The organism is Marinomonas pontica, assembly GCF_026191375.1.
GTDB classification, from domain to species: domain Bacteria; phylum Pseudomonadota; class Gammaproteobacteria; order Pseudomonadales; family Marinomonadaceae; genus Marinomonas; species Marinomonas pontica.
Genome location: NZ_JAODTL010000040.1, coordinates 77,801 through 84,296 on the forward strand (window position 1 = coordinate 77,801; position 6,496 = coordinate 84,296).

Below are 6,496 nucleotides of genomic sequence, written 5' to 3' on the forward strand. Positions count from 1 at the left end.
AGGGGTGTTCAAGTAATATGCCGAATTTAGGGGTTACAAATGGGAAGTTGGCTGCTTGTCCGAGTTCGCCAAACTGTGTGAGCAGTCAGGCCGAGGGCAAACATTTTATTGAGCCTTTGGTGGTTAAAGGAACCAATGCTGAAGCTCATGAAAAGGTCGTTGCGGCACTTGATTCGTTGAAGCGAGTAAAGGTGGTGACGAGAGAAGAGCGTTATATTCATGCTGAGTTTACGTCGGTGGTGTTTCGCTTTGTGGACGATGTGGAGTTTCTGTTCTTGGAAGAGCATGACGGAGACGTTGTTATCGATATTCGCTCGGCGTCTCGGGTAGGGCATTCCGACTTTGGTGTGAATCGAAAACGTATGGAGGCTATTCGTCGTACATTGAACGAATAGCGTGTGTTTTGTTTAACCGGTTATAGCATGTTTATTTTTGTTTTATTGTTTTCGTTTTATGGCCTGATGGGGCTTGTCACTTTCTGTTTTTACTGCGTCGATAAATCAGCGGCAAAGCATGGTAGGCAACGTGTTCGAGAGTCAACCTTGCATTGGTTGTCATTTTTTGGTGGCTGGTGTGGTGCTTTGTTAGGACAGAGGGTGTTTCGTCATAAGACGAAGAAACGACGATTTCGATTCGTTTTCTGGGTAACTGTGATTCTGAATGTCATGATTTTATCGTACGGTGTGTATTTTATGTCTGGGTTTTAGGTTGTGTTGCGAGAAATGTGGACATAAATGCAGCGATTAAGTGAATTTATTCAGTATCCGGCCGTTAATTCTATTATGAGTGTAGTGGCTTCGTGTTTTGTCTTCTACAATCTTAGTGAAATATTACATGTATGTTTAGGTGCGTTTTTTATGAAAAACAATGCTGTATCCATTGATATTGCTGATGTGATGGAACTGATGTTAGACGCGGTTTGTGTTGTCGACCGTGATGGGTATTTTGTTTTTGTGAGTGCCGCATTTGAACGCATGTTTGGCTATGCGCCAAGTGACGTGATTGGTCAGCCGATGGTGAATATGGTCTATGAAGAAGACAGGGTGGAGACATTAGAAACGGTTGATACCATCATTTCTGGGCAAGTTCAGCCACGTTTCGAAAACCGCTGGGTTCGTAAAGACGGTAAGGTTGTGAATGTACTTTGGTCTGCAAGGTGGTCCGAAGAGCATCAAGTCCGCATTGCTGTTGCACACGATATTACGGAACGCAAAGAGATGGAAGCGCGGCTGTTGTACGCGGCGGGTCATGATGATTTAACCTGTTTGCCGAATCGCACGTTGCTTTTGGATCGCCTACAAACGGCTTTGACGTTGGCGGATCGTGAACAAGTGGGGTTGTCGGTGTTGTTCATTGATATTGATGGGTTCAAAGATGTGAATGACCTTCGTGGACATGCAGTAGGGGACTTATTATTACAACAAATAGCCGAAAGATTGGGGGCTTGTGTGCGCAAGTCGGATACGGTTGGGCGTTTGGGTGGTGATGAGTTTCTGATCATTTTAAACAAAGCGAGCACATTAGAGGGCATGGCGTTGGTCGCTGAGAAAATTCGTGCTGAGTTAGGTCGAGCTTTCGTGATTGATGGTGTGGAATCTCGAGTGTCGGCGAGTATTGGCGCAGCACGTTACCCTGAAGACGGAAAAGCGCCATTGGCGTTAGTTCAGTCCGCCGATAAAGCAATGTATGTGGCTAAAAATGACGGCGGTGATCAAGTTGTGTTGGCCACATCTTAACGGTGTTTTGAGTCTTTGTTTCACTTCTAAATTAGCAAATATACTGGAAATATCCCTTTCATTCGGTTTGATATTGACGATTTACTTTCTTCGCGCCGATTTCCGTTTTACTATCAGGAGATTGGCTCGTAAGCAAATATAGAGTCCTGATGATGCTGGTTTGATCGCCAGTATTACTCGTAATCATTTAACTTTCATAGGAAACAATAATGGCGGCTTTTGGTAGCGTGTTTATGCCTAAGATGGCATTGGCAACATTCGAAAATAATCAATGGAGTGAAGCAAGTATTGTTGGATCGGACAGCATTCAATTGCATCCTGGTGCGCATGTTTTACATTACTCAAGTACTTGCTTTGAAGGGTTGAAAGCCTTTCGCCACGAAGATGGCAGCGTGCACGTGTTTCGAATGGACCAAAACATTAAGCGTCTAGCACAAAGCAGCCGTTTGTTGTCTCTACCTACGTTAGATGAAGAGCAAGTGGCTAAAATGATTTTAGATGTGGTTGCTGAATACGGCAGCGATGTTCCTGAGCCACCAGGTTCTATGTACATTCGTCCTACTCATATTGGAACCGAAGCCGCAGTAGGTAAAGCGGCTGCGCCAACGGCAACGTCTATGCTGTATGTATTGTTGTCTCCAGTGGGAGATTACTTCACGGGCGGTGCAAAAGCGCTTCGTCTTCTATTGGATGAAACCGGCATGCGTTGTGCGCCACACATGGGTATGATCAAAAGCGGCGGCAACTACGCCAGTGCGTTGGGTCCTATGATGAAGGCGAAAGCAGAAGTTCAAGCGGATCAAATTTTGTTCTGTCCAAACGGCGACGTACAAGAAACCGGCGCAGCAAACTTTTTGTTGATCGACGGGAACGAAATCATCACCAAAGGGTTGGATTCCTCTTTCCTACACGGTGTGACACGTTCTTCTATTTTAACCCTTGCGGCCGATTTAGGCATGACTGTGACAGAGCGTGACTTGACGGTAACTGAGTTGCTAGAACGCTCAGCTAAGCCTGAGGTCGAAGCGGTTCTGTCTGGTACGGCAGCGGTATTAACGTCTGTGGGTACGTTTATTCATAACGATAAAGAGTACAAAGTGGGCACTGGCGAGCCAGGACCTACCGCACAAAAACTTCGCCAAGCATTGAATGATATTCAATGGGGCAAAGCAGAAGACAATCACAACTGGCTAACAAAAGTGTGCTAAGTGTTCTGTCGTTAAGTTGTTCTAGAAAGACGAAAAAAGGGTTAAAGCTAAGTGCTTTAACCCTTTTTTATGGCCTTCAACACGGACGGACTTTAAACCATGCTGTGCTAGAAGCTCAACCGAGCTGTTGCCGACATAATGTTGTAGGTGTCTGCCACGGCATAGTTTCCTGACACAGAGAAGTTTTGCGTTAAATAATAGCCTAATGATAGTTTGGTATTGTCTAGGCCATCTTGGTCTGAGTACATAGTATGCGACAACCTCACTTCAAGACGATCTGAAATGGTGCTGTTTATGCCCACTCTAAAACTGATATCCGAATCGGTATTGCCTTCGTAGTCGTTGTAATGAACCAGCCCATAGATATTGCTGGCACTGCCAATGCCAATAGAAGCCCCGATGCCTAATTTCAAAATATTGGAATCGTTTAAGTCGATAGACTCTATTGAAATGAGCGGAAGAATGGGTGTTTCAATTGAGGCGGTAAAAGCAGAATAATCACCGCTGCTAGAACTGGAGTCATAGTCTACGGTGCCTATGGAATAATCCACGTAGGTCATTGAAGAAGCATTTGCATTCATGGATAGGCATATTGCCGTTGCCGCAATTCCTGCTGCCATTATTCTTTTCATGATTTTCTCCGTTAATTGAATAAATGAGAATGAGTATCAAGTTTGAGTTTTTTCCTTACCTTTACCCAATCGGTTGGTTTCGGGTGAAGTTTAATCAAAAAAGTGTAAAGTTTTTGCGGCTCTGAGCGTATTTTTCGCTAGGGTGATGATATAAAAGACATTCTACTAAACGAAATGTTGTGGTGAGCGCATGTTGGCTCTTTCCAGTAAAAAGAAGGTTTTATGAAAGAAACAATGAGAAAACTCTGTGCGCCAGTGTTGAGCATGTTCGAATCGGGTGATGGTGAATACGAATATAAACAGTCTCATCGTACCATTCTGATTGTATTGGGGCTGCTTTGTTTGGTGATCGGCTCGGCCTCTGTTGCTGTGACTCTGGTGACAGGCGAACCTGCGGGGGTGATTCCTATCTTGTTGTTTATGCTGACGGGGTTGGTGTGTGAAATCGTTGGTTTGCTTGGCTCAGATCGCGCCGTTGCTCGAATCTGGAAGCGCAGTTAAGCCTTCTGATTTCGATGTGGACTAAACGAAAAAACGGCCATCAGGCCGTTTTTGTTGTATAAGGTGGATTATTTACGATCTTTGCCTTTGTGACGCGGCTTATCATCACCGCAATCTTCTTGTTGTTCTTTCTGTAGTTCAACGAATTTTGCTTTTTGCTCTGGCGTTAAAATACTTAGCATTTTGTGTTGTTTGCTGAGCATGTCTACTTGGCGTTCTACTTGTTGGTTAGAAAACTCTTGTGCAATCGCCGTTGCTTTCGCTGGGTCAAATTTGTCTGCCATCAACAGGGCGTTGATTTTATTAGCCCGTTCGTCTCGCATTTCATCGCGTTGTTCTGCATTGTCTTCAAAACGTTGTTTCATTTCGTCTTTACTGGCTTGGCGAAGCGTTTTGAACTGGTCTTTTTGTGCGTCGGTTAGATCCAACTCTTTCATCATGCCACGGTCAAAACCCGGTCCAGGGCGGCACTCTTCATGTGACCCTCTGTGGTCTTTCCCACCGAAAGCAAATGCATTAGAGCTGATGACTAGAGGCAAAACAACAGACGCTAAAATCAATTTTTTGGACATTTTCATAGTCTTTTCCTTCCAAATTGGTTGGGGGGTAGTGTTATTAAATACTGCGCTCTGAACGCATAGGGGTAGAATAGAGCTTGTAAAGTAAAGTGACGTCTTTGGAAGGTAAAGTATCGTAAAGGCTACGTCGTAAGCGGTTTTTCAACGTAAAATACGATTTATCGATTTGTTTATTACTCTGGTTTTAGGAATGTCTCATGCCTCATATTTTAATCATTGATGACGATATTGAATTGAGTGATTTGCTCAAGGAAGTTTTGTCTTTTGAAAATTGCGCGGTGTCAGTGGCTTATGATGGCGTGGAAGGGCTGGCAGCGATGAGCGACAGCGTGGATCTGGTTTTGCTTGACGTGATGATGCCTAAATTAAACGGCTTTGAAACACTGAAGCAATTACGAGAAAAGTGGGACGTCCCAGTGTTGATGTTGACCGCCAAAGGCGAAGAGATTGATCGTGTGGTTGGGTTAGAGTTAGGCGCCGATGATTACTTGCCTAAGCCATTTAGCGAACGCGAATTGTTGGCACGTATCCGAGCCATTCTTCGAAGAACGCAAGCCAGTAACGGGCAAGCGCAAAACGATTTTGTAGCATACCGAGACGTTAAGTTGTACCCAGGGCGATTAGAAGCCTTTTGCAACGGCGATGTATTGGATTTAACCAGTACTGAGTTTGCGCTGCTGCATTATTTCTTGCTCCATCCAGGAAAAGTATTGACCAAAGAGGAGCTGAGTTTGGACGTATTGGGCAAGCGCTTGGCAGCATTTGACCGAGCCATTGATATGCATGTTTCTAATTTGCGAAAAAAACTGCCGGATTGGCCAAGTGGTAAGCCGCGCATTAAGACATTGCGTGGTCGCGGTTATTTGCTGGTGGAGGGCGAATAATGAAGTTGCCTAAAATAACCAGCCTGTACGGGCGTATTTTTGCGATTTTCTGGTTCACTATGTTTTTGGTGGTGCTGGTGGTATTGGCTTTACCGCACTTTGATCCGCGAAAAAGTCGTGATATTGACCCGCCTCATTACGAGCAAATGTTGCAAATACGAGATCGTGCAGAGCAGATTTTTGCTTCGGCTCCAGATTTGGCATCCGTATTGATGAGTCTAGAAGGGCGTTCTCATCGAGGTGATGACAAAAATAAATTAAGTTTATTTATTACCGATTTAGACGGAAACATTCTGACGTCTGAGCGTCGTCCTGATTTTTCATTTAAGGCGCTGCGTAACTTTACCACCACGATTGAAAACCCTAACAACCCGCAACAAAAACTGTATGGCAAAATGATGATTTCAGGGCCACTTCCTGTGCGATTGGCCAATCAAGATTACTTTTTGTACATCGGTACTCGTTGGGGCGAGCCACCTAATTTCTTGTTGCAGCTGTTTGATCATCCGTTTCGTTTATTGTTGGCTGTTATGTTGGTGAGTACGCCGTTGTTGCTCTGGCTAGCGTGGGCACTGAGTCAGCCTGCAAGACGTTTAGAGCGCGCCGCACAACGTGTGGCGAAAGGGGTGTTTGAAATCGATCCAGAATTAGAGAAGGGCACATCTGAATTCCGCCAAGCGGGCGCCAGTTTTAACCAAATGGTTGAAGCGGTGAATATGATGATTTCTCGCCAGCAACGCTTGTTGTCGGATATTTCTCATGAGTTACGATCTCCATTAACGCGACTGAGAATGGCGCAGGCGTTAGCAAACAGAAAATTGGGAGATAGTCCAGACTTGGCACGCATTGATACAGAAGCCCAACGACTTGAGCAAATGATTGGCAAGCTGCTGGAATTGTCCAGCGTGCAAGTAGACAGTCATTTAAATAGAGAAGCTCAACCTTTATCGAGCTTGT

Annotated in this window: 10 protein-coding genes; 7 read left to right on the plus strand and 3 right to left on the minus strand. The window is 44.8% G+C overall.

The window, feature by feature from the left end; genetic code table 11:
• The first annotated feature begins 17 nt into the window (after window positions 1-17).
• The 3 genes from N5P32_RS10130 (at window position 18) to N5P32_RS10140 (ending at window position 1,736) form a co-directional block, all read left to right on the plus strand.
• Window positions 18-395: a DUF1499 domain-containing protein gene (locus tag N5P32_RS10130; RefSeq protein WP_265728959.1), complete on the plus strand. Its 378-nt coding sequence runs from the start codon at window positions 18-20 to the stop codon at window positions 393-395.
• 66 nt (window positions 396-461) lie between these two features.
• Complete coding sequence (locus N5P32_RS10135; protein WP_265728972.1) at window positions 462-707, plus strand: DUF1294 domain-containing protein; 246 nt, start codon at window positions 462-464, stop codon at window positions 705-707.
• A 150-nt stretch (window positions 708-857) separates the two neighbouring features.
• On the plus strand, window positions 858-1,736 hold the full coding sequence (locus N5P32_RS10140; protein ID WP_265728960.1) for a diguanylate cyclase domain-containing protein: 879 nt from the start codon (window positions 858-860) through the stop codon (window positions 1,734-1,736).
• A gap of 58 nt (window positions 1,737-1,794) precedes the next feature.
• Here the strand turns inward: N5P32_RS10140 and N5P32_RS10145 are convergent, their stop codons facing one another.
• The gene (locus N5P32_RS10145) at window positions 1,795-1,923 is read right to left on the minus strand and encodes a hypothetical protein (RefSeq protein WP_265728961.1); all 129 of its coding nucleotides are present in this window, start codon (window positions 1,921-1,923) and stop codon (window positions 1,795-1,797) included.
• 22 nt (window positions 1,924-1,945) lie between these two features.
• Here N5P32_RS10145 and N5P32_RS10150 point away from each other — a divergent pair, with 22 nt between their 5' ends.
• Window positions 1,946-2,944 carry a branched-chain amino acid aminotransferase gene (locus N5P32_RS10150; RefSeq protein WP_265728962.1) on the plus strand — a complete coding sequence of 333 codons (999 nt, stop codon included), beginning with the start codon at window positions 1,946-1,948 and terminating at the stop codon, window positions 2,942-2,944.
• A gap of 107 nt (window positions 2,945-3,051) precedes the next feature.
• Here the strand turns inward: N5P32_RS10150 and N5P32_RS10155 are convergent, their stop codons facing one another.
• Window positions 3,052-3,576 (minus strand): hypothetical protein, encoded by a 525-nt coding sequence (locus tag N5P32_RS10155; protein WP_265728963.1) that lies wholly within the window; start codon window positions 3,574-3,576, stop codon window positions 3,052-3,054.
• A 222-nt stretch (window positions 3,577-3,798) separates the two neighbouring features.
• Here N5P32_RS10155 and N5P32_RS10160 point away from each other — a divergent pair, with 222 nt between their 5' ends.
• Window positions 3,799-4,077 (plus strand): hypothetical protein, encoded by a 279-nt coding sequence (locus tag N5P32_RS10160; protein ID WP_265728964.1) that lies wholly within the window; start codon window positions 3,799-3,801, stop codon window positions 4,075-4,077.
• 68 nt (window positions 4,078-4,145) lie between these two features.
• Here the strand turns inward: N5P32_RS10160 and N5P32_RS10165 are convergent, their stop codons facing one another.
• Window positions 4,146-4,655 carry a CpxP family protein gene (locus N5P32_RS10165; protein ID WP_265728965.1) on the minus strand — a complete coding sequence of 170 codons (510 nt, stop codon included), beginning with the start codon at window positions 4,653-4,655 and terminating at the stop codon, window positions 4,146-4,148.
• A gap of 197 nt (window positions 4,656-4,852) precedes the next feature.
• Here N5P32_RS10165 and N5P32_RS10170 point away from each other — a divergent pair, with 197 nt between their 5' ends.
• Complete coding sequence (locus tag N5P32_RS10170) at window positions 4,853-5,539, plus strand: response regulator (RefSeq protein WP_265728966.1); 687 nt, start codon at window positions 4,853-4,855, stop codon at window positions 5,537-5,539.
• Window positions 5,539-6,496, plus strand: a 958-nt coding sequence (locus N5P32_RS10175) for a HAMP domain-containing protein (RefSeq protein ID WP_265728967.1), incomplete at its 3' end; no start/stop codon positions are given. The genes N5P32_RS10170 and N5P32_RS10175, both read left to right, overlap by 1 nt.

Excerpts from the sequence above, each read along its gene's own strand:
- N5P32_RS10140 (WP_265728960.1), top strand. The coding sequence starts at position 858 with ATGAAAAACAATGCTGTATCCATTGATATTGCTGATGTGATGGAACTG.
- N5P32_RS10155 (WP_265728963.1), bottom strand. The coding sequence starts at position 3,576 with ATGAAAAGAATAATGGCAGCAGGAATTGCGGCAACGGCAATATGCCTA.
- N5P32_RS10170 (WP_265728966.1), top strand. The coding sequence starts at position 4,853 with ATGCCTCATATTTTAATCATTGATGACGATATTGAATTGAGTGATTTG.
- N5P32_RS10165 (WP_265728965.1), bottom strand. The coding sequence starts at position 4,655 with ATGAAAATGTCCAAAAAATTGATTTTAGCGTCTGTTGTTTTGCCTCTA.
- N5P32_RS10150 (WP_265728962.1), top strand. The coding sequence starts at position 1,946 with ATGGCGGCTTTTGGTAGCGTGTTTATGCCTAAGATGGCATTGGCAACA.
- N5P32_RS10160 (WP_265728964.1), top strand. The coding sequence starts at position 3,799 with ATGAAAGAAACAATGAGAAAACTCTGTGCGCCAGTGTTGAGCATGTTC.
- N5P32_RS10135 (WP_265728972.1), top strand. The coding sequence starts at position 462 with ATGGGGCTTGTCACTTTCTGTTTTTACTGCGTCGATAAATCAGCGGCA.
- N5P32_RS10130 (WP_265728959.1), top strand. The coding sequence starts at position 18 with ATGCCGAATTTAGGGGTTACAAATGGGAAGTTGGCTGCTTGTCCGAGT.
- N5P32_RS10145 (WP_265728961.1), bottom strand. The coding sequence starts at position 1,923 with ATGATTACGAGTAATACTGGCGATCAAACCAGCATCATCAGGACTCTA.